The sequence below is a fragment of the uncultured Bradyrhizobium sp. genome, from assembly GCF_936928535.1.
In the GTDB taxonomy this organism is placed as follows: domain Bacteria; phylum Pseudomonadota; class Alphaproteobacteria; order Rhizobiales; family Xanthobacteraceae; genus Bradyrhizobium.
On record NZ_CAKZHY010000097.1, the window covers coordinates 1 to 20086 of the forward strand.

General features: G+C 64.3%; 16 protein-coding genes. 12 read left to right on the top strand and 4 right to left on the bottom strand.

The features are described 5' to 3' along the window. Nucleotides 1-76: 76 nt before the first annotated feature. Nucleotides 77-994: a LysR family transcriptional regulator gene (locus tag Q0687_RS19390; RefSeq protein ID WP_298879938.1), complete on the bottom strand. Its 918-nt coding sequence runs from the start codon at nt 992-994 to the stop codon at nt 77-79. A gap of 119 nt (nt 995-1113) precedes the next feature. Here Q0687_RS19390 and Q0687_RS19395 point away from each other — a divergent pair, with 119 nt between their 5' ends. From Q0687_RS19395 to Q0687_RS19420, 6 genes are all read left to right on the top strand, one after another. Next, a complete protein-coding gene (locus tag Q0687_RS19395) occupies nt 1114-1929 on the top strand; it encodes a putative hydro-lyase (protein WP_298879941.1) in 816 nt (271 codons plus the stop codon). Between the two features lie 84 nt (nt 1930-2013). Then, on the top strand, nt 2014-3258 hold the full coding sequence (locus tag Q0687_RS19400; protein ID WP_298879943.1) for an ABC transporter substrate-binding protein: 1245 nt from the start codon (nt 2014-2016) through the stop codon (nt 3256-3258). Nucleotides 3259-3408: 150 nt separating this feature from the next. Then, nucleotides 3409-4287 carry a branched-chain amino acid ABC transporter permease gene (locus tag Q0687_RS19405; protein WP_298880264.1) on the top strand — a complete coding sequence of 293 codons (879 nt, stop codon included), beginning with the start codon at nt 3409-3411 and terminating at the stop codon, nt 4285-4287. Continuing rightward, a complete protein-coding gene (locus Q0687_RS19410) occupies nt 4287-5264 on the top strand; it encodes a branched-chain amino acid ABC transporter permease (protein WP_298879944.1) in 978 nt (325 codons plus the stop codon). The genes Q0687_RS19405 and Q0687_RS19410 overlap by 1 nt, the downstream gene beginning before the upstream one ends. Next, nucleotides 5261-5992 (top strand): ABC transporter ATP-binding protein, encoded by a 732-nt coding sequence (locus Q0687_RS19415; protein WP_298879945.1) that lies wholly within the window; start codon nt 5261-5263, stop codon nt 5990-5992. The genes Q0687_RS19410 and Q0687_RS19415 overlap by 4 nt, the downstream gene beginning before the upstream one ends. Continuing rightward, on the top strand, nt 5976-6680 hold the full coding sequence (locus Q0687_RS19420) for an ABC transporter ATP-binding protein (RefSeq protein ID WP_298879946.1): 705 nt from the start codon (nt 5976-5978) through the stop codon (nt 6678-6680). The genes Q0687_RS19415 and Q0687_RS19420 overlap by 17 nt, the downstream gene beginning before the upstream one ends. A gap of 150 nt (nt 6681-6830) precedes the next feature. Here the strand turns inward: Q0687_RS19420 and Q0687_RS19425 are convergent, their stop codons facing one another. Beyond that, complete coding sequence (locus tag Q0687_RS19425) at nt 6831-7517, bottom strand: aldolase (protein WP_298879947.1); 687 nt, start codon at nt 7515-7517, stop codon at nt 6831-6833. A gap of 69 nt (nt 7518-7586) precedes the next feature. Here Q0687_RS19425 and ltnD point away from each other — a divergent pair, with 69 nt between their 5' ends. The 6 genes from ltnD (at nt 7587) to Q0687_RS19455 (ending at nt 17024) form a co-directional block, all read left to right on the top strand. Further along, nucleotides 7587-8540: an L-threonate dehydrogenase gene (gene ltnD / locus Q0687_RS19430; RefSeq protein WP_363323965.1), complete on the top strand. Its 954-nt coding sequence runs from the start codon at nt 7587-7589 to the stop codon at nt 8538-8540. 13 nt (nt 8541-8553) lie between these two features. Next, the gene (gene otnI, locus Q0687_RS19435; RefSeq protein WP_298879949.1) at nt 8554-9336 is read left to right on the top strand and encodes a 2-oxo-tetronate isomerase; all 783 of its coding nucleotides are present in this window, start codon (nt 8554-8556) and stop codon (nt 9334-9336) included. After that, nucleotides 9333-10610: a 3-oxo-tetronate kinase gene (otnK, locus tag Q0687_RS19440; protein WP_298879950.1), complete on the top strand. Its 1278-nt coding sequence runs from the start codon at nt 9333-9335 to the stop codon at nt 10608-10610. Before otnI ends, otnK begins: the two co-directional genes overlap by 4 nt. Before the next feature lie 158 nt (nt 10611-10768). Next, entirely contained in the window at nt 10769-12460 is a 1692-nt protein-coding gene (locus Q0687_RS19445; RefSeq protein ID WP_298879951.1) for a methyl-accepting chemotaxis protein, read from the top strand. Between the two features lie 201 nt (nt 12461-12661). Then, nucleotides 12662-15841: an efflux RND transporter permease subunit gene (locus Q0687_RS19450; RefSeq protein ID WP_298879952.1), complete on the top strand. Its 3180-nt coding sequence runs from the start codon at nt 12662-12664 to the stop codon at nt 15839-15841. Beyond that, nucleotides 15828-17024 carry an efflux RND transporter periplasmic adaptor subunit gene (locus Q0687_RS19455; RefSeq protein ID WP_298879953.1) on the top strand — a complete coding sequence of 399 codons (1197 nt, stop codon included), beginning with the start codon at nt 15828-15830 and terminating at the stop codon, nt 17022-17024. The genes Q0687_RS19450 and Q0687_RS19455 overlap by 14 nt, the downstream gene beginning before the upstream one ends. 123 nt (nt 17025-17147) lie before the next feature. Here the strand turns inward: Q0687_RS19455 and Q0687_RS19460 are convergent, their stop codons facing one another. Next, complete coding sequence (locus tag Q0687_RS19460) at nt 17148-18662, bottom strand: acetyl-CoA acetyltransferase (protein ID WP_298879954.1); 1515 nt, start codon at nt 18660-18662, stop codon at nt 17148-17150. 188 nt (nt 18663-18850) lie between these two features. Next, nucleotides 18851-19984 carry a nitronate monooxygenase gene (locus tag Q0687_RS19465; protein WP_298879955.1) on the bottom strand — a complete coding sequence of 378 codons (1134 nt, stop codon included), beginning with the start codon at nt 19982-19984 and terminating at the stop codon, nt 18851-18853. Nucleotides 19985-20086: the final 102 nt, after the last annotated feature.

Genomic DNA, 20086 nt, shown 5'->3' on the forward strand with positions numbered 1-20086 from the left:
GAACCCGGAATCTCGAGATTCCGGGTTCGGCTCTTCGAGCCGCCCCGGAATGACGGGAGAAAGTCCGGCGCCTTTTTCAATGACGCGCCAGCGCGGGCGCGTCAACCGCGAGGCTGCTCTGCGCAATCTGACACGCAAGCTCGGCGACGCGCTGCACCGCCACGACGTCGGGCGAGGCGAGCCAGCTCGCCGTGAATGTCAGCGGCGCAATCTCCAGGTCGGTGTCGAGCAATTGCAGCCGGCCGTCGGCGAGTTCGTTCTCGACGATGGCGTCGGGGATCACGGCGATGCCGAGGCCTTCCACCGCCATGTGGATGACGGTGGCGAGCGAAGCCGATGCATGGAGACGGATCGGCGGCAACTCCGGCCGGTCGAACACCTCGCGCACCACCTCATAAGGCCTGGTCTTGCGCGGGAAGGTGATGATCGGAAACCGCGCGATATCGGCTGAAGTCACCGGGCCATGGCCGAGCCCCAGGGACGGGCTCGCGAGAAAGCCGATCGGATAGTCGGCGAGCTTGCGATTGTGCACGCCCGAGGCCGAGAGGGGGCCGACCACGAAAGCCAGCTCGATCTCCTGCGCGAGCAATCGCGCGGTGAGGTTCGGCGTGATGTCGACCTCGATCTCCAGCGACAGGTTCGGATAGATCTCGTTGACGCTCTTCACCAGCCGCGGCAGCCAGGTATGCACGATGGTCTCGGCGACGCCGAGCCGCATCACACCGCGCATCGCCGAGCGATCGCCGATCTCGGCCATCATCGCGGCGCGCAGGCCGATCAGCTTCTCGGCGTAGACCATCATCTGCCGGCCGCTCGGGGTCGGTGACGCCACACGATGATCGCGGTTCAGAAGCTTCACGCCCATCTCGCGCTCGAGCTGGGCGATGCGCTGGGAGATTGCCGGCTGGGTCGTATTGAGCCGCGCCGCGGCGCCTCGGAAGCTGCCAAGCTTCACAACCCAGAGGAAGGTTTCGATCGACCTGAAGTCCAGCATTGGAAGGTTTTTCCCGATCGATAAAGTGATTTTATCGATATCGATTAAAAAGGACGATTAGACTTTATAGTATGCTTGATGTTGGCTGGGCTTGTCGAGTTCATAGGCAGGTCGATGAAATGACTGTTTTGGTGGCAGCGCAGCAAACTGAAACGCCGCACACGCTCCCGAGCCGCCAGGCGCGGCTTGCCTATCGCGGCGGTGAGGTCGGTTCGACCGCGGGGGTCGCGCCCGGTTTCGTCCAGGGCAACCTGGCGATCCTGCCGGCCGAATATGCCGGCGCCTTCCACCGGTTCTGCCAGCTCAATCCGAAGCCGTGCCCGATCATCAGCATGTCCGATGTCGGCAGCCCCTACATCCCCTCGCTTGGCGCCGATCTCGACATCCGCACCGACGTGCCGCGCTACCGCGTCTGGCGCGACGGCGAGGTCGTCGATGAGCCGACCGATGTGACCAATCATTGGCGCGACGATCTCGTGACCTTCGTGCTCGGCTGCTCGTTCTCGTTCGAGGAGGCGCTGCTCGACGAGGGCATGCCGATCCGTCATATCGAAGAGAATGTGCGCGTGCCGATGTACCGCACCAACATCGCCTGCGGCGTGTCAGGTCCGTTCGCGGGGCCGATGGTGGTCTCGATGCGTCCGTTCAAGCCGGCCGATGCGATCCGCGCGGTGCAGATCACCTCGCGCTATCCGGCGGTGCACGGTGCGCCCGTGCATCTCGGCCACCCGCATCTGATCGGCATCAAGGACATCGCCAAGCCCGACTATGGTGATCCCGTGCCTGTCGCCGATGACGAGATCCCGGTGTTCTGGGCCTGCGGCGTGACGCCGCAATCGGTGATCAACGCCGCCAAGGTACCTTTCGCAATTACGCATTCGCCCGGCCTGATGCTGGTGACGGATTTGAAGAACAGGAACATGGCCGTGATTTAGTGCAGCGCTTGCCATTTCTTCGGGCTTTACCGCGTGCAACATTCGCTCCATTCGATAACAACTATTCCTGGGAAGGGGATTGAGATGACGATGAACCGCCGCGAACTGATGCTGGGTGCAACGGCTGCTGCCGCGTTGATGCCGATCGCGGCGCGCGCGCAGACGAGCGAGGTGGTGATCGGCCTGACCTATCCGATGTCCGGCGCCAGTGCGCAGATCGGCGTCGATGCGCAACGCGCGTTCGAGACTGCGGTCGATATCATCAACAACGATCAGGATTTCGATCTGCCGCTCGCCAAGGGCACCGGCCTGCCAGGCCTCGGTGGCGCCAAGATCCGCCTCGTCATGGCGGACCATCAGGGCGATCCGCAGAAGGGCCGCGCCGAAGCCGAGCGCCTGATTACGCAGGAAAAGGTCTGCGCCATCCTCGGCACCTATCAGAGCGCCGTGGCGGTGACCGTCAGCCAGACTTGCGAACGCTACGGGATACCATTTATGTCGGCGGACAATTCCTCGCCGAGCCTGCATCGCCGTGGCCTGAAATTCTATTTCCGCGCCGCGCCGCACGACGAGATGTTCTCCGGCGCGATGTTCGACTTCCTCGATGCGATGAAGAAGAAGGGCGCCAAGGCCAACACGCTGGCGCTGTTCCACGAGGATACGATCTTCGGCACCGACTCCGCCAACGCCCAGATCAAGCTCGCCAACGATCGCGGATACAAGATCGTCGCCGACATCAAGTACCGCGCGAATTCACCGTCGCTGTCGGCCGAGGTCCAGCAGCTCAAGGCCGCCAATGCCGACGTGCTGATGCCCTCGAGCTACACCACCGACGGCATTCTCCTCATCAAGACCATGGCCGAGCTCGGCTACAAGCCGAACGCGATCGTGGCTCAGGCCGCCGGCTTCTCCGAGAAGGCACTCTATGATGCGGTCGGCGACAAGCTCGACGGCGTCATCACCCGCGGCAGCTTCTCGCTCGATCTCGCCGCCAAGCGACCGATGGTCGGCAAGATCAACGATCTGTTCAAGGCCAAGGCCGGCAAGGACCTCAACGACAACACCTCGCGCGAGTTCTCGACGATGATCGTGATGGCCGACGCCATCAATCGCGCCAAGTCGACGGACGGCGAAAAGATCCGTGCTGCGCTTGCTGCGACCGACATGCCGGGCGAGCAGACCATTATGCCGTGGAAGCGCGTCAAGTTCGACGATATGGGCCAGAACAACGACGCCGATCCGGTGCTGCTGCAGTATATCGGCGGCAAGTTCGTCACCATCTTCCCGTCGCAGGCCGCGGTGGCCGAAGCCGTCTGGCCGATGAAGTGAGGATGGAATCGGGAGCTCCGACAGCTCCCGGTCCCGATCCTGCGAAGTAAGACGGGGCCCGCGTCGGGACAGACGAGGGCGGGCTCGTCCTATGCGATGCGCGTTCGATGACGCTCCTCGGGCTGAGGGCTTTTTCTGGGGGACAAGTTGCTGACAGTCGAAACAATTGTCCAAAGTCTTGCGAGCGGCCTCTTGATGGGGCTGCTCTACGGACTGATCGCCGCTGGCCTTGCGTTGATCTTCGGCCTGATGGACGTGGTCAACTTCGCCCACGGCGAATTCCTGATGATCGCGATGTACGTGACGTTCTTCCTGTTCACGTTCTTCGCGATCGATCCATTGCTTGCGGCGCCGCTGGTGGCCGCGGCCCTGTTCGTGTTCGGGGCCGTGGTCTATCTCGTGGTGGTCAGGTTTGCGATGCGTGCCAAGGCCAATATCGGCATGGTGCAGATCTTTGCGACTTTTGGACTCGCGATCGTCATGCGCGGCCTGGCGCAGCTGTTCTTCACGCCGGATTATCGCAGCGTTCCCCACTCCTGGCTCGGTAGCAAGACAGTGTCGCTCGGCGGCATCTTCCTCCCGGAGCCGCAACTGGTCGGCGCGCTGGTGTCGATCGCCGCGTTCGGCGCGCTCTATCTCTTCATCAACCGCACCGATTTCGGCCGCGCGCTGGAAGCAACCCGTGAGGATCCCGGTGCAGTGGCTCTCGTCGGTATCGACAAGAACCGCGTGTTCGCGCTGGGCTGGGGCCTCGGTGCCGCACTGGTCGGGCTTGCCGGCGCCATCATGGCGATCTTCTTCTACATCTATCCCGATGTCGGCGCGTCCTTTGCGCTGATCGCCTACGTCACGGTGGCGCTCGGCGGCTTCGGCAGCGTGTTCGGCGCCTTCGCCGGCGGCATCATTGTCGGTCTGGTCGAAGCCTCCACCGCGCTGATCCTGCCGCCGTCGCTGAAGTCGGTCGGCATCTACGCGGTCTATCTTCTGGTCGTCTTCATCCGGCCGCGCGGCCTGTTCGGATCGATGTGATGGACAAGAATTTCATCGAGCGGCGCCGCCGCGACCTCATCACCGCCGCCGGCCTTGCCGCCGTCGCCGCCGTCGTGCCGCTGTTCGTGAAGGACGTCTACGTCCAGAACATCATGGTGCTGACGCTGATGTACGCTGCGTTGTCGCAGAGCTGGAACATCCTGTCCGGCTATTGCGGGCAGATCTCGCTCGGTCACGCGCTGTATTTCGGGCTCGGTGCGTATACGACGGCGCTGCTGTTCACGAAGTTCGGCGTGCTGCCCTGGTTCGGAATGATCGCCGGCGGAGTGCTCGCAGCCGCCATCGCGATGGCGCTCGGCTATCCGTTCTTCCGGCTCGGCGGCCATTATTTTGCGATTGCCACCATCGTGATCGCCGAGATCGGCCTGTTGCTGATTCAGAATTGGGACTGGGCGGGCGCGGCGCTCGGCATCGACATTCCCGTACGCGGCGACAGCTGGCTGAAATTCCAGTTCGCGCGCTCCAAGCTGCCATACTTCTACTTCGCGCTGGTGCTGGCCTGCGTCGCCTGGTTCGTCACCTGGTGGCTGGAGGATTCCAAATGGGGTTTCTGGTGGCGTGCGGTGAAAGACAATCCGGAGGCGGCCGAGAGTCTGGGCGTCGTCGTGTTCAACTCCAAGATGGGCGCCGCCGCGGTCTCCGCCTTCCTCGTCGCAGTCGGTGGCAGTTTTTACGCGCAGTTCGTCTCGTACATCGATCCTGAAAGCGTCATGGGCTTCCAGTTCTCGCTCTTGATGGCGCTACCGGCGGTGCTCGGCGGCATCGGCACACTGTGGGGGCCGCTGCTCGGCGCGGTCATCCTGATCCCGCTCACCGAGCTGACACGCTCTTATATCGGCGGCTCCGGCCGTGGTGTCGACCTGATCGTCTACGGCACGCTGATCATGCTGATCGCGCTGGCGCGGCCAGAGGGCCTGATCGGCTTGTTCTCGCGCCGCAAGGAGGCCGCGCGATGACCGCGCTCCTTGAAACCCGCGGCGTGTGGCAGCGCTTCGGCGGCCTCGTCGCCAACTCCGATGTCTCGATCTCGGTCGGTCGCGGCGAGATCGTCGGCCTGATCGGTCCGAACGGCGCCGGCAAATCGACGTTGTTCAATTTGATCGCCGGCGTGCTGCCGCCGACGCAGGGCTCGATCTGGTTTGACGGAGAGGATGTCACCAAGCTCCCGGCGGCCGAGCGCTGTCAGCGCGGGGTTGGGCGCACCTTCCAGGTGGTCAAGAGTTTTGAGACCATGACTGTCATCGATAACGTCATCGTCGGCGCGCTCGTCCGCAACACCGTGATGAACGAAGCGCGCCGCAAGGCGCATGAGGTGCTGGAGTTCACCGGCCTTGCCGCGCGCGCTGATGTGCGCGCAAGCGACCTCGTGCCAGCCGAGAAGCGCCGCCTCGAAGTCGCGCGTGCGCTCGCGACCGAACCGAAGCTGCTGCTGCTCGACGAGGTTCTCACCGGCCTCACGCCGACCGAGGCGCAGACCGGCGTCGCGCTGGTGCGCAAGGTGCGCGATGCCGGCATTACCGTGCTGATGGTCGAGCATGTCATGGAGATCGTGATGCCGCTGGTCGATCGCGCCATCGTGCTCGATCTCGGCAAGGTGCTGGTCGAGGGCAAGCCTGCCGACGTGGTCCGGGATCCCAAGGTGATCAAGGCATATCTGGGAGATCGTCATGCTCAGCGTGCATGAAGTCACGACCGCCTATCAGGGCCTGGTTGCGATCTCCGCGGTCAGCATCGAGGTCACCAAGGGCGAGATCGTCTGCGTCGCCGGCGCCAACGGCGCCGGCAAGTCGACGCTGCTGAAGTCGATCGCCGGTGCCGAGCGTCCGCGCTCGGGCACCGTGACCTTCGACGGCAAGCGGCTCAATGGCATGGCGCAGCATCACATCACGGCGGCCGGCATCGCATATGTGCCGGAGAACCGCCGCCTGTTCCCGCGCCTGTCGGTGCGCGACAATCTTCGCCTCGGTAGCTATCTCTATCGCGGCGAGGCGGATCGCGAGGCACCGCTCGAGCTCGTCTTCAAGCTGTTTCCGCGCCTCGCCGAACGCCTCGAGCAGCGCGCCGAGACGCTGTCAGGCGGCGAGCAGCAGATGCTCGCGATCGGCCGTGCCCTGATGACGCGCCCGCGGCTGTTGATGCTGGACGAACCCTCGCAAGGCATCATGCCAAAACTGGTCGACGAGATCTTTCAGGCCGTGAAGCTCATCCGGGACTCCGGCATGACTGTGCTGATCGTCGAGCAACGCATGGCCGAATGCCTGGAGATCGCCGACCGCGCCTACATCCTGCAAACCGGTCGCGTGCAGATGCAGGGCCCGGCAGCGGAGATCAGCGGCAATCCGGACGTGCGGAAAGCGTATCTGGGGCTGTAGTTACGAAGTGTCGGGCAGGCTCGCATAACACACTCTGTGTCATCGCCCGACTTGATCGGGCGATCCAGTACTCCGAGACGTCAGAGAATAAGGATAGGCCGCGGCGTACTGGATTCCCCGCCTTCGCGAGGAATGACAGCGGAGGGAGCCCTAGGGCCCGTGCCCATGCTCGGGCAGCGTCACCCCGAACACCTTCACCAGGTCGTTCACCTGCTCCGGCGAGAGATGCCGCGGATTCATCCCGCGCAACAGCAGATACAGCTTCGCCGTCTCCTCGAGCTCTTCCGTCGCGAACACCGCGGCTTCCAGCGTGTCGCCGGCGACGACGGGACCGTGATTGGCAAGCAGCACGGATGAATACTTCCCCGCCAGCCCCTTGATCGCGTCAGCGACCGCGGAATCGCCTGGGCGGTAATAGGGGACGAGCGCGGTGGCGCCGCATTTCATGAGATAGTAGGCCGTCATCGGAGGCAGCACGGCCTGCGGGTCGATCTCGGGCAGCATCGAGAGCGCGACCGAATGCGTCGAATGCAGATGCACGATCGCGCGGGCGCTGCCGCGCGTGTCGTAGAGCGCGGTGTGCAGCGGAACTTCCTTGGTCGGGGCGTCACCCGAGACCAGGCGCCTCTGGTCGTCCAGCCGCGACAGTCTTGCCGGATCGAGGAAGCCGAGCGAGGCGTTGGTCGGTGTCACCAGCCAGCCGCCGCCGTCCAGGCGGACGCTGATATTGCCTGACGATCCAGGCGTCAGCCCGCGTTCGAACAACGAGCGTCCGAACCGGCAGATATCCTCACGCAGCCTTGTCTCGTTGCTGGGTTCAGTTTTCATGGCCGTCATGCCCGCTTGTCTCACGCTTTGGCAGCGCGGCCAAGCCGTGTTATTCGAGATCACGAGCCGTCGCAAAGGCTGGCCGTCCGGGAAACGTTCGCAAGGGTTAGTTGCATGTCCGCCTCTCCATCGCAAAACCAGCGCATCGCCGTCATCGGGCTTGGCTCGATGGGATACGGCATGGCGACTTCGCTGAAGCGCGCCGGCCACACTGTGACCGGCTGCGACGTTTCGGCCGATGCGGTCGCGCGCTTCGTGAAGGACGGTGGCGCCGGGGCCGCGACGCCGGCCGAGGCGGCCAAGGGCGCGGACATCGTCGTCAGTGTCGTCGTCAATGCGGCGCAGACCGAAGCGATCCTGTTCGGCAAGGACGGCGTCGCCGAGACCTTGCCGAAGGACAGCGTCTTCATTTCCTCAGCGACCATGGATCCGGACGTCGCGCGTCGCCTCGCCAAGCAATTGGAGGCGACCGGCCGGTATTATCTGGATGCGCCGATCTCCGGCGGTGCGCAGCGCGCCGCGCAAGGTGAGCTGACGATCCTCGCCTCCGGGAGTGCGGCCGCCTTCGCGAAGGCGCGCCCCGCGCTCGATGCCATGGCGGCCAAGCTGTACGAGCTTGGCGATGCCGCAGGGCAGGGCGCGGCCTTCAAGATGATCAACCAGCTTCTCGCCGGTGTGCACATCGCGGCGGCCTCGGAAGCGATGGCGTTTGCGGCCAAGCAAGGCCTCGACATCCGCAAGGTCTATGAGGTGATCACGGCATCCGCCGGCAATTCCTGGATGTTCGAGAACCGCATGCCGCACGTCCTCGACGGCGATTACACGCCGCGCAGTGCGGTGGAGATTTTCGTGAAGGACCTCGGCATCATCCAGGACATGGCGCGCAATGCCAGGTTTCCGGTGCCGGTCTCGGCCGCAGCGCTGCAGATGTTCCTGATGACATCGGCCGCCGGCATGGGCCGCGACGACGACGCCTCGGTGGCGCGGATGTACGCGCAGGTCACCGGCGTCAAGCTTCCGGGCGACAAGTAGAAGAGGATCTCCAATGCCCCGTTTCGCCGCCAACCTCTCGATGATGTTCACCGAAGTGCCGTTCCTCGATCGCTTCGATGCGGCCGCGCAGGCCGGATTCGCCGCCGTCGAATTTCTCTTTCCCTATGACCATCCGGTCGAAGCGGTCGGCGAGCGGCTCAAGCGCAACGGTTTAACGCAGGCGCTGTTCAACCTGCCGCCGGGCGACTGGAATGCCGGCGAGAAGGGCTTTGCGGCGCTCCCCTCTCGCTTCAATGATCTCAAGGCGAGCCTGGAGACGGCGCTGCCTTACGCCAAGGCCACCGGCGTCAAGCGCCTGCATTTGATGGCGGGAATCGCCAACCGAGGCGAACGCGTCGCGATCGAGGCCTTCTACAAATCGGTGGCGTGGGCCGCGGAATTCTTCGCAGCCCACGGCATCGATATCGTTCTCGAACCGATCAATCCGCGCAACGTGCCCGGCTACTTCCTCAACGATTTCGGCTTCGCGCGCGATCTGATCCAGGAGCTCAGGCTTCCGAACCTGAAGCTCCAGTTCGACATCTATCACTGCCAGATCATCCATGGCGACGTCACCATGCGGCTGCGCGAGATGATGCCGATCATCGGCCATATCCAGATCGCCAGCATTCCCTCGCGCAACGAGCCCGACGGCGAGGAGCTGAATTATCCGTTCCTGTTCGACGAGCTCGACCGTCTCGGCTATGCCGGCTTCGTCGGCTGCGAATATAATCCACGCGGCAAGACCACCGATGGCCTCGCCTGGTTCAAGCCCTATGCCGGAGCGAAACCGTGACACTTGCGCTGGGATGCATCGCCGACGACTACACCGGCGCCTCCGATCTCGCCAACACGCTGACGCGCGCCGGCTTGCGCACTGTGCAGACCATCGGTGTGCCCGCCGATGATCTGAAGCTGCCCGAGGTCGACGCCGTCGTGGTGTCGCTGAAGAGCCGCTCGATCGAGGCGGGGCTTGCGGTATCGCGCTCGCGCGCGGCGGAAAAATGGCTGCGCGGGCGTGGTGCGAGCCACGTGCTGTTCAAGATCTGCTCGACCTTCGATTCCACCGATGCCGGGAATATCGGCCCCGTGATGGACGCGCTGCGCGCCGATTGCGGCGAGGCCGTCGTGCTGGTGACGCCGGCTTTCCCCGAGAACGGCCGCACCGTCTATCAAGGCAATCTGTTCGTCGGTGCTGTGCCGCTGAACGAGAGTCCGCTGAAGGACCACCCGCTCAACCCGATGCACGATTCCAATTTGGTGCGCGTGCTGGCGCGGCAGAGCAAGACGCAAATCGGCCTTGTCGATCTCGCGACCTTGACGCGCGGGGCGGAAGCCGTCCGGGCCCGGCTTGCCGAATTCTCGGGCAAGGGCATTGGAGCTGCGATCATCGACGCCGTCTTCGACCGTGACCTCGAGACCATCGGCCTTGTCGCGGCGAAGCACCGGCTCTCGGTCGGCGCCTCGGGCATCGGCCTCGGGCTCGCTCGTGCGCTGGTATCGACCGGCAAGGTCAAGCCGGCTGGCGCCAGCAGCGGGCAGGGGGCGACCGTCGGCGGACAGGTGGCGTGCCTCGCCGGAAGCTGCTCGCAAGCCACCTTGCAGCAAATCGCCAATGCCGAACGTGTCATGCCCGTGTTACATGTCGACACTGACCGTATTCTTACGGGTGCTAATGAAGCGCAGCGCGCATTGGATTGGGCGAAGCCGCGACTGGCCGAGGGGCCGGTGCTGATTGCATCGAGCGCGACACCGGCGGAGGTCGCTGCGCTCCAGGCGCGTCACGGCCGCGACGTCGCAGGGCACGCGATCGAGCAGACGATGGCCGACATCGCCGAAAATCTAGTCAAATCAGGCGTGCGGCGACTGATCGTCGCGGGCGGCGAGACCTCAGGGGCGGTCGTTGATCGGCTGAAGATTCCCGGATTTCTCGTGGGAGCGGAGATCGCCGCGGGCGTGCCGGTGCTGCGTGCGGTGGGAGCCGCAGCAGGAGACATGCTCCTTGCACTGAAATCCGGCAATTTCGGCGGGCCGGAGTTTTTCTCGGATGCGATGAGGCTCATGCGCTGAGCGCAGGGCATTTTTAGTTCCTCATTCATTTGTTTGCGGTTCCGTGCTGGTACGGAGTCGCAGTTACAACAGTCGCTTTGTTGTTGGGCGTCGGCGCCGCTCCTTTTGGTTGACCACGATTTAGGACGCGCGACCGCGCCAACGCAAAGAGACCCGTTATGCTCGCCAAGATCTCCATCCGCGCCAAGATCATCAGTGTCGTGGCGTTCCTGCTGGTCGCGATGGCCGGCATGGGTCTGCTCGCCGTCATGAAGATGCGGTCGATGAATGCCAACACCACCGACATCACGACGAGCTGGATGCCGAGCGTGCGCGTGCTCGGCGACCTTCGTGCCGGCGTGATCACTTACCGCAACGTCATCCGGGAGCACATGCTGGCGGAGACGCTGGAGGAGAAACTGGCAGCCGAAAAGATTCTTTCAACCGTGGTTGAGGCGAACACCAAGTTCCGCAGGTCCTATGAAGGCATGATCACCTCGCCCCAGGAGCGAGCTCTGTACAGCGAGTGGTCCCAGAAATGGGAGGAATATAAAAAGGGCACCCAGGAAGTCATGGCGCTGTCGCGCCGGGATGCGAACAAGATCCCGCATGACGCCCATGAGCTGAACAGCAAGACGGTGAACAAGATTGGGCTCGAAGCCGATGCCATTTTGGCCAAGGACATAGAACTCAACACCAAGGGGGGCGATCAGGCCTCCGCTGATGCCTCCGAGACCTATTCTTACGCGTTCATGCTCGTGGCGATCATCCTCGGTGCGGCCGTCATCGCCGGCATCGGCATCAGCTTCTATCTGGTCAAGGACGTCTCCAGCGCCATCGATTCGATCACCCAGCCGATGCAGGCGCTGGGTCGCGGCGACCTCTCCGCCGAGGTCCCGCACCAGGGCGAGAAGACCGAGATCGGCGCCATGGCCGACGTGCTTCAGGTCTTCAAGGAGGCATTGGTCGCCAAGAAGGCTGCCGACGAGGCCGCTGCGGCCGACGCCGAAGCCAAGATCGAGCGCGGCCGCCGTGTCGACAACATCACCCGCGAGTTCGAGACGATGATCGGCGAGATCGTCCAGACCGTGTCGTCGGCGTCGACCCAGTTGGAGGCCTCCGCCTCGACACTGACCTCGACCGCCGACCGCTCGCAGCGGATGGCCACGACCGTTGCGGCTGCCTCGGAAGAAGCCTCCACCAACGTCCAGTCGGTGGCTTCGGCGACCGAAGAGATGGCTTCGTCGGTCGGCGAGATCAGCCGCCAGGTGCAGGAATCGGCGCGGATGGCGGGCGACGCCGTCGGCCAGGCCCGTGCCACCACCGACCGCGTCAGCGAGCTGTCCAAGGCTGCCTCGCGCATCGGCGATGTCGTCGAGCTGATCAATACCATTGCCGGCCAGACCAACCTCCTGGCGCTCAACGCCACGATCGAGGCGGCGCGCGCCGGTGAAGCCGGCCGCGGTTTCGCGGTCGTCGCCTCCGAGGTGAAGGCGCTCGCCGAGCAGACCGCCAAGGCGACCGGCGAGATCGGCCAGCAGATTTCCGGCATCCAGGCAGCGACCAACGACTCGGTCGGCGCGATCAAGGAGATCTCCTCGACCATCGAGCGTCTCTCGGAAATCTCCTCCGCCATCGCAGCCGCGGTGGAAGAGCAGGGCGCTGCGACCCAGGAAATCGCCCGCAACGTGCAGCAGGCGGCCCAAGGCACCCAGCAGGTCTCCTCCAACATCACCGATGTGCAGCGCGGCGCCAGCGACACCGGCACGGCCTCCTCTCAGGTGCTCTCGGCGGCGCAGATGCTGTCCAACGATTCGAGCCGGCTGAAGACCGAGGTCGGCAAATTCCTGACCAACGTCCGCGCGGCGTAATCGCGAAGACGAAGACCATCTCGGACAGCGGCGCTTTCGGGCGCCGCCTGCATATCTGGAATGCGATTCCGCGGTGCAATAGCTGTGAAGTGACCGCCCGTGAGACGCTGTCGTTGGCCATTTCGGCGGTGTTCGGGTAAATCAGCGATAGGAACCGTGGGGCGCGTTCCCTTTCGCCCCGTATTTGGATTTGCCTGACGAATGATTGCTCTGGTCCGTATTGCCCTGAGCCGGCCCTACACGTTTGTCGTGCTGGCGCTTCTGCTTCTGATCGTCGGACCGCTGGCGGCGCTGCGGACGCCAACCGACATCTTTCCGGACATCCGCATTCCCGTGATCGGCGTGGTCTGGCAGTACACGGGCCTGCCGCCGGACCAGATGTCGGGCCGCATCACCACGCCTTTCCAGCGGGCGCTCACCACGACCGTCAACGACATCGAGCACATCACCGCCAATTCCTATAACGGCTTTGGCATCATCAAGATCTTCTTCCAGCCCAATGTCGACATCCGCACCGCCAATGCGCAGGTGACCGCGATCTCGCAGACGCTGATCAAGCAGATGCCGCCGGGCGCGACGCCGCCCTTGATTCTGAACTACTCCGCCTCGACCGTGCCGATCGTCCAGGTGGCGCTGTCGGGCGACGGCCTGACCGAGCAGAACCTCGCCGACATCGGCATCAACCAGCTTCGCACCCCGCTGGTCACGGTGCCGGGCGCTGCGATTCCGTATCCGTTCGGCGGCAAGCAGCGCCAGGTAACGATTGATCTCGACCCGACCGCGCTCCAGGCCCGCGGGCTATCGGGCCAGGACGTCGCCAATGCGCTCGCCGCGCAAAACCTGATCACGCCGGTCGGCACCCAGAAGATCGGCCAGTTCGAATACAACATCCAGCTCAACAACTCGCCGCTCAAGATCGAAGAGCTGGGCAATCTGCCGATCAGGACCGTCAACGGCGCGATGGTCTATGTGCGCGACGTCGCGACCGTGCGCGACGGCAATCCGCCGCAGACCAATATCGTCCATGTCGACGGCAACCGTTCGGTGCTGATGATGGTGCTGAAGGCGGGCGCGACCTCGACGCTCGACATCATCGCCGGCATCAAGCAGAAGGTGATCGACGTCAAGGATCAGCTGCCGGATGCGCTGAAGATCGGCTTCATCGGCGACCAGTCGGTGTTCGTCCGTGGCGCGATCGAGGGCGTCGCCTTCGAAGGCGTCATCGCCGCGCTGCTCACCAGCGTCATGATCCTGCTGTTCCTCGGCAGCTGGCGCTCGACGGTCATCATCGCGGTCTCGATCCCGCTGTCGGTGCTGGGTGCCATCGTCATGCTGTCGGCGATCGGCGAGACGCTGAACATCATGACACTTGGCGGTCTTGCGCTTGCGGTCGGCATCCTCGTCGACGACGCCACGGTGACAATCGAGAACATCAATTACCATCTCGAGCAGGGCAAGCCGGTCGAGCAGTCGATTCTCGACGGCGCCAACCAGATCGTGACGCCGGCTTTCGTCTCGCTGCTCTGTATCTGCATCGTGTTCGTGCCGATGTTCTTCCTCACCGGCGTCGCACGCTTCCTGTTCGTGCCGATGGCCGAAGCCGTGATGTTTGCGATGATCTGGTCGTTCATCCTGTCGCGCACTCTAGTGCCGACCATGGCGAACTATCTGTTGCAGGCGCATGTCCATCACGAGGGCGAACCGCCGAAGTCGCGCAATCCTCTCGTCTGGTTCCAGCGCGGTTTCGAGGCCCGGTTCGAACGCATTCGCGGCGGGTACCGCGGGCTGCTCGGCCTGGCGCTGGCGCATCGCGCGGTGTTCGTGATCGGCTTTCTTTGCGTGGTCGGCGCGTCCTTTGCGCTCGTGCCGTTCCTTGGACGCAACTTCTTCCCTGCGGTGGACGCCGGCAACATCTTGATGCATGTCCGCACGCAAGTAGGTACCCGCGTCGAGGAGACGGCCAACCAGCTCGCCGACGTGCAGAAGGCCGTCCGCAAGCTGATTCCCGGCGAGATCGAGACCATGACCGACAACATCGGCATGCCGATCTCCGGCATCAACATGACCTACAACAACACCGGCGTGATCGGCCCGCAGGACGGCGATATCCAGATCAAGCTGAAAGAAGGCCACAAGCCGACCGAAGAACATGTGAAAGCGCTGCGTGAGCAGCTGCCGCGGCTTTTTCCGGGCGTGAGCTTCGCCTTCCTGCCGGCCGACATCGTCAGCCAGATCCTGAACTTCGGTGCGCCGGCGCCGATCGACCTGCAAATTCGCGGCGCCAATCTCGCCGCCAACTTCGCCTATGCCAATAGTCTGCTGGCCAAGGTCCGGCGGATCCCGGGCGTGGCTGATGCACGTATCCAGCAATCGCCAAACGGTCCGACTTTCAACATCGATGTCGATCGCACCCGCGCGCAATATGTCGGCCTGACCGAGCGCGACGTCACCAACAGCCTCGTGGTCAATCTCGCCGGCTCCTCCCAGGTCGCGCCGACCTACTTTCTCAATCCCGATAACGGCGTGTCCTATTCGATCGTGATGCAGACGCCGCAATACCAGATCGACTCGCTGAGCGCGTTGCAGACGCTGCCGATCACGGCATCAGGCAATTCGCAGTCGCCGATCCTCGGCGGCATCGCCGACATCAAGCGCTCGACCTCGAGCGCGGTGGTGTCGCAATACGACATCCAGTCGATGGTGCAGATCTTTGCGACGACCTCGGGCCGCGATCTCGGTGCCGTCTCCAACGACATCCGCCAGCTGATCGCCGACACCGCCAAGGAGGTGCCGAAAGGCTCGTCCGTGGTGCTGCTCGGTCAGGTGCAGACCATGAACAGTGCCTTCGCGGGCCTGTTGTTCGGCCTGCTTGGCGCCGTCGTCCTGATCTATTTCCTGATCGTGGTGAACTTCCAGTCCTGGTCCGATCCATTCGTGATCATCACGGCGCTGCCGGCCGCGCTCGCCGGCATCGTCTGGATGCTGTTCACGACCCAGACCACGTTGTCGGTGCCGGCGCTGACCGGCGCCATCATGTGCATGGGCGTCGCCACCGCCAACAGCGTGCTCGTGATTTCTTTTGCCCGCGAGCGCTATGAGGAACTCGGTGACCCCATGGCGGCCGCGCTCGAGGCTGGCTTCGTCCGGTTCCGTCCGGTGCTGATGACCGCGCTCGCCATGATCATCGGCATGGCGCCGATGGCGTTGGGGTTAGGGGAGGGTGGCGAGCAGAATGCGCCGCTCGGCCGCGCCGTGATCGGCGGGCTTATTTTCGCAACTTTCGCCACGCTGATGTTTGTTCCCGTGGTGTTCAGTATGGTACACAAGAAACAAGGCGCCAAAGCCGCCGCCCCCCTGGAGACTCCGCATGTCGCCCACTGAACCCCGCTCCCCGGTATCGCACCGGAAACTGGGCATTTTCGGCGTGGTGGCGCTGATTGCGGCGGGTCTCGTCGTCGGCACCGGCATCCGGGCCCGCGAGGACCAGGGCTCGAAGCTGAAGGAATGGACCGACGACCAGGCTATTCCGAGCGTTGCCGTGACGCTGCCAAACGCCAAGGCGCTCAGCTCCACCCTCGATCTGCCCGGCCGGCTCGAGGCCTATTATCGCGCGCCGATCTTCGCGCGCGTCTCCGGCTATCTCAAGAGCTGGAGCGCCGACATCGGCGCCCGCGTCAAGGCAGGACAGGTGATCGCCGAGATCGAGGCGCCTGACCTCGACCAGCAGCTTCTGCAGGCCCGCGCGGACCTCGCCAGCCAGCAGGCCAGCGCCAGGCTGTCGGAGGCAACCCTGAACCGGCGCAAGACGCTGGTTGCCTCCAACTTCGTCTCCGCGCAGGAGATCGACGAGCGCACCGCCGACCTCTCCAACAAGAACGCGGCGGTCAAGTCCGGCCAGGCCAATGTCGAGCGGCTCGAGGCGCTCGCCGGCTACAAGAAGATCACGGTGCCGTTCGATGGCGTGGTGACCTCGCGCGACACCGACGTCGGTGCGCTGATCAACGCAGGCGGCGGTTCGGGGCCGGCGATGTTCGTGGTCTCCGACATCACCAAGCTGCGCGTGTACGTCAACGTGCCCCAGAATTACGTTCCGGCCATCAAGATCGGCGCCAAGGCCACCATCTTGTTGCCGGAATATCCGAACCGGACCTTCCAGGCCACGGTGGAGGCATCTTCGCAGGCCGTCGACGTCGCCTCGGGGACCACGCGCATGCAGCTCGGCCTCGACAATTCCTCCGGTGAGTTGATGCCCGGCGGCTATGCCAGCGTGAAGCTGAGCCTGCAGCGCGATTCCGCGCCGCTCAGCATTCCCGCCAGCGCTCTCATTTTCAACGGCAGCGGCCTGCGCGTCGCGACAGTCGGTGCGGACGACAAGGTGAAGTTCAAGACCGTCACCATCGCCCGCGATCTCGGCAAAGAAATCGAACTCGCCTCGGGCATCGCGCCCGACGACCGCGTCATCACGGCCCCGCCGGACGGCCTCTCCGACGGCGACCAAGTGCGTGTGGTCGGTGCCGGCGGCAAGCCGGCGACGGCGTCGGAGAAGCAGCCGCCGAAGGGCTGAGGACTGTCTCGTGCTGCGGACGTGGTCTCGTAGGGTGGGCAAAGCGAAGCGTGCCCACGATCTCGTCTAATCGGAAAAGAATGGTGGGCACGGCGCAAGTGCGCCTTTGCCCACCCTACAATATCACGCCACCCGCCACTCCGGCACGCCATCCGCGGCCATCGCGATCTCGCCAAGCGAGCCGATCGGCGTGCGGTCCATATCGAGCAGATGCGCCAATGTCGCACTGTCGCTCGCCGGAACGCGCGCCAACGTGCGCCTGACATCCTCCGTACGCAGCATCACCACGCCATGCTCGGCGTCGCCACCACGGCCGTAGAGAACCGTAAAGCTCTCCACCTTGCCTTTGCCCGAGGGCTCGGTGACGAACTCCGGCACCGCGCGTTTGCTGCGGTCGGCTTCCCCTTGCACGCTCGTCTCCTGCGCCAGCGCCTCGCGCGGCGGCGCCTTCGAGACGACCAGCGCGTGATGCTTGGTGACGAAGCCGCCTTGGCCGTAGAGCAGGCCGAGCTTGTCGCCGCGGCGGACCCGACGGACCATCGCGCAGGCTGCATGCGTCATGTAGGTGTTGAGCGGTGCGCCGAAGAAGGTGAGGCCGCCGGTCACGGTGGGCTGCACGTCGGCGGAGAGGCCGAGCGTCCGCCGCGCCATTTTCGGCACGCAGGGAAAGCAGCTGTAGAGCTCGATGGCGTCGAACCTTCTGCCGTCGCCGCCGGCGAGGTCCATCGCGGCCTTCAGCACCGCGTTCTGCGGATGGCTCTCGAAAAACTGGTCGCGCAGGAGATAGTCGGGCGGTTCCTCGGCTGAGGCGCCGCCCAGCGGATAGACCAGCTTTTCTTCCGCGATGCCGAGCGCGCGCGCCTTGGCGAGGCTGGTGAGCAGCAGCGCGCCGCCCATGTTGACGCTGGGGTTGGCGACCATCAGTTTGTTGTAGGGCCACGCGATCAGCCGGTTGTCGGCCGTCGGCGTCGTGATCTCCGCCGGCGCATAGCGCCGCTTCAGCCAGGCGTTGGGATTTTGCGCGGCCGCCTCCGAATAGCGCGACCACAACGTGCCGGATTCGGCCATCGCCTCGCGTGGCGTCTGGCCCCAATGCGCGGAGGAGGCGGCCTCATAAAATGGGTAGACCGTGACTGGGCGAAACACGCCGAGCTTGATCGCGAGCGGCTTCTGGAACGCCGCGCCGCGCTTGGGCTCTGCGACATCGTGAGCAAACGGCGTCCATGGCAGCTTGATGCCGGCGCGATCGGCTTTCGTCGCTGTCGATTGCGCTTCGGCGCCACAGACAGCGGCCACCATGCATTCACCGCGCACGATGCGCTTTGCCGCCTCGTGGATGTAGCGGATCGGGCTCTCGCCGCCGACAGGGCCGTAATAGCAATGCGCCGGCGAGATGCCGAGGCGCTCCGCCAGCAGCTTCTCCGGATCGCGATAGCGCCAGCTCAGGAAGTTGACGACGTCGAGCGACTGCACCTCGCCAAGCAGCTTCGCGCCGGCATCGGCCTCAGCGCGGCGTAGTGCCTGTTCGAGCAGGTCTAGCGGCTCGAGGCCCGCGGTAATCTCCTTGGGGCGGTCGACGATCTCGCCGATGCCGACGATGACGGGGATGAGGTGTTCGGGGATGTTCGAGTTGGACATTCTTTTCTTGCTTCACGTTTTAAGTCTTGGGCACGCCGTCGCCCTTCGAGGGCCGCTGAAGAAGCGGCCACCTCAGGGTGACGGCTACGGGGAAAGCGTCATCCTGAGGTGCGAGCCGTGCGGCGCGAAGCGGCGCATGGGGAGCCTCGAAGGATGAGTAGCGGGCGCTACTCTGGCCGCGTAGACCATCACTCCGCCACCAGCGCATTCATGTGCTCGACGGCTTCGGCAAACTCTTCCTTGAACTCCTGCACCACGGCGCCCGCCGATTTCACGCTGTCGATCAGGCCGACGCCCTGGCCGACGAAATAGCTGACGAGGTCGCGCGCCCTAGCGTTTCCGGCGGCAGCAGCCCGGTCAATCGCATTGAAGGCGTCGCGGCTGATGATGCTTTGCAGCGGCATCGGCAGCGCGCCCGGACTTTCCGGCGCGCGGTCCCAGGCGTCGGTCCAGACCGAGCGAAGCTGCCGCGCCGGCTTGCCGGTGCGGCCTTTCGAGCGGATCGCATCGCGCGAGGAAGCCGCGATCATCTTCGCGCGAAAGATCTCGCTGGTTTCGGATTCGACGGTCGCCAGCCACACCGAGCCGGTCCAGGCGCCGGCTGCACCCATCGCCATGCAGGCCGCCATCTGCCGTCCCGTCATGATGCCACCGGCCGCCAGCACCGGCACGTCGCGGATGGGCTTGATCGCCTTGATCACCTCCGGGACCAGCACCATGGTCGAAACCTCGCCGCAATGACCGCCGGCCTCGGTGCCCTGCACCACGAGAATGTCGACGCCGGCCGCGACCTGGCGCAGCGCGTGCTCCTTGGCGCCGACGAGGGCGGCAACTGGCACGTTGTACTTCCTGCCCATCTCGATCATCGCTTTCGGCGGCACGCCGAGCGCATTGGCGATCAGCCGAATCGGATGATTGAACGAGACTCTTAGCAGTTCGAGCGCGGTCTCGGCGTCGAAGGGTTGCGGCTGGTGGTCGTCCACCTCTGATGTCGCCAGCTCGATGTCGTATTTCTTCAGGAGATCTCGGGTGTATTTGTGGTGCTCCACCGGCACGCGCGCTTCCAGGCTCTTCCAGGTGACGTTCTTCTCGCCTGATGTGGAGATGTTTTCCGGAATCAGCACGTCGATGCCATAGGGCTTGCCGTCGACATGGTCGTCGATCCATTTCAGCTCGCGCTCGAGCGTGTCGGGCGTGTGCACGGTGGCACCAAGCACGCCGAAGCCGCCGGCGCGGCTCACGGCGGCAACGACGTCGCGGCAATGGCTGAAGGCGAGTAGCGGAAACTCGATGCCCAGCATGTCGCAAATCGGCGATTTCATGGATCTTCTCCCGGCGGCCTTTACGATGAGGCTGAGCCCATCATCATGTGCGATGCCATGCCGGAATCCCATGCGCATCTTGCGTGCAGGCGTCAGCTCGTA